Source organism: Actinomycetospora cinnamomea (assembly GCF_003096675.1).
Taxonomy (GTDB): Bacteria; Actinomycetota; Actinomycetes; order Mycobacteriales; family Pseudonocardiaceae; genus Actinomycetospora; species Actinomycetospora cinnamomea.
On the sequence record NZ_QEKW01000043.1, the window covers coordinates 1 to 1,330 of the forward strand.

The 1,330-nt window shown below is 73.2% G+C and carries 1 protein-coding gene; it reads right to left on the reverse strand.

The window, feature by feature from the left end; all coding sequences use genetic code 11:
- Positions 1 to 8 precede the first annotated feature (8 nt).
- On the reverse strand, positions 9 to 1,067 hold the full coding sequence (locus C8D89_RS28625) for an IS110 family RNA-guided transposase (protein WP_116711542.1): 1,059 nt from the start codon (positions 1,065 to 1,067) through the stop codon (positions 9 to 11).
- Between the last annotated feature and the right edge of the window lie 263 nt (positions 1,068 to 1,330).

The following is a 1,330-nucleotide window of genomic DNA, read 5'->3' on the forward strand; positions in this document are numbered from 1 at the left end:
CGACGCTCCTATGGTTCGTCAACCCCTGCGGGTTCGAGCTGACGGTAGAGCTGGCGGGCGATGTAGCGCTTGAGGCATCGGCGGATCTCGCGGTCGGTCTTGCCCTGGGCGCGACGGCTGTCGGTGTATTCGCGGGTGGGCTGGTGGTAGCGCTGCCGCGACAGGGCGATCGAGTGCAGCGCCCGATTGAGCTGCCGGTTCCCGCAGCGGTTGAGCCGGTAGCGCACAGTGCGGCCCGAGGAGGCCGGGATGGGGGCGGCGCCGGCGAGCATGGCGAACGCGGCCTCGTCGCGGCAGCGCCCGGGGTGCGACCAGGCGGTCAACACGACTGCGGCGTTGATCGGGCCGACGCCGGGCAGCTCGAGCAAGTCCGGGCGCCACGCGGCGACGACCGCGCGGATGGCCTTCTCGTGGTCGGTGGCCTCGGCTTCGAGGGCCCGCACCCGGCGAGCCAGGCCGCGCAGCACGCTCAACGCGGTGACGACCTCGACGTCACCGCTACTGGTGGTGGGCCGTAGCCCGGCGGCGACGGTGAGCTGGGCGCGGGTGCTGCGGTGCCCGCGGAACCGAGCCCGGACCGGCTCGGGGGCGGTGATGACCAGCGCGCGCAGCTGCCGCTGGGCGTCGGTGGCGGCCTCGACCGCTGAGCGGCGCGCGGCCAGCAAGGCCTGCAGCGCGCCGCGCTGGGGCCCGGTCTTGGGCGCGGCCAGGTGGGTGCGGGCCAGCGCGTCACGGGCCGCGCGCTCGGCGTCCAACGGATCCGAGCGGCGACCGCCGCGGCGAGCCGGGCGGGCCGGGCGGTCGAGCTCGACCACGACCTCACCGGCGGTGGCGAGGTGGCGGGCCAGACCAGCGCCGTAGCCGCCAGCACCCTCGACCGCGAAGGCCCGCAACCCGCCGTGACGCCCGGCCAGACCGATCAGTTCCTGGTAGCCGTCCGGGTCTGCGGACACGGTGACGGTCTCGAGCAACGCCCCGGTCGCCGCGACGACGACCGCGGCGGTGTGGGTGTCGGTGTGGGTGTCGACCCCGATGACGAGCTCGACGACCTCTGCCAGCATGGACATGCGTTCTCCTGACGCGTGGACGCGACTGTGAACGCCGGTCCGGTCGGAGAACGGGCAGGACTGTGATGGGACACCCCGAGCGGCTACTCGGGGGTCAAGCTCCTGATCAGGCCACCACTCCGGCCGGGCCGGCACCAACAGCAGCAGGCGGACATGTCGGCTCGCAGGCATCACGCCAGTCAGACCAGGAGTCACACCCGCTGCTGCTGATCACCAGCCCACCACGACCACGAGAGCCAGCGAGAACTGACCCTCACAGTCAG

Bases quoted from the DNA above. Each gene is read 5' to 3' on its own strand.
- C8D89_RS28625 (WP_116711542.1), bottom strand. From the start codon at position 1,067: ATGTCCATGCTGGCAGAGGTCGTCGAGCTCGTCATCGGGGTCGACACC.